1 protein-coding gene is annotated in these 257 nt (G+C 65.4%); it reads right to left on the bottom strand.

What is annotated here, in order from left to right; all coding sequences use genetic code 11:
• Window positions 1–102: 102 nt before the first annotated feature.
• The coding region (locus tag SB764_RS42210) for an NAD-binding protein (RefSeq protein ID WP_410867067.1) at window positions 103–257 on the bottom strand (155 nt) is incomplete at its 5' end.

The following is a 257-nucleotide window of genomic DNA, read 5'->3' as shown; positions in this document are numbered from 1 at the left end:
CTTGCCGGAACCATCCGCAGGGCGGCGAGCCAGTTTTTAGCGCCTGCGAGTGGTAGGTCCTGCGCAGCGTGATCAAATCCGCTGCGCTGGACGGAGGCCCGATCATTTTTCCAGGCGGGCGAGCAGCGAGGACGTATCCCAGCGATTGCCGCCCATCGCCTGAACGTCGCCGTAGAACTGGTCGACCAGCGCGGTGACGGGCAGCTTGGCGCCGTTGCGGCGGGCTTCGGTCAGCACGATGTCGAGATCCTTGCGCA

Source organism: Paraburkholderia sp. SIMBA_027 (assembly GCF_046535315.1).
Classification (GTDB): Bacteria; Pseudomonadota; Gammaproteobacteria; order Burkholderiales; family Burkholderiaceae; genus Paraburkholderia; species Paraburkholderia tropica.
The sequence above is the reverse complement of the archived record's forward strand: the minus strand, read 5'-3'. Positions and strand labels throughout refer to the sequence as shown.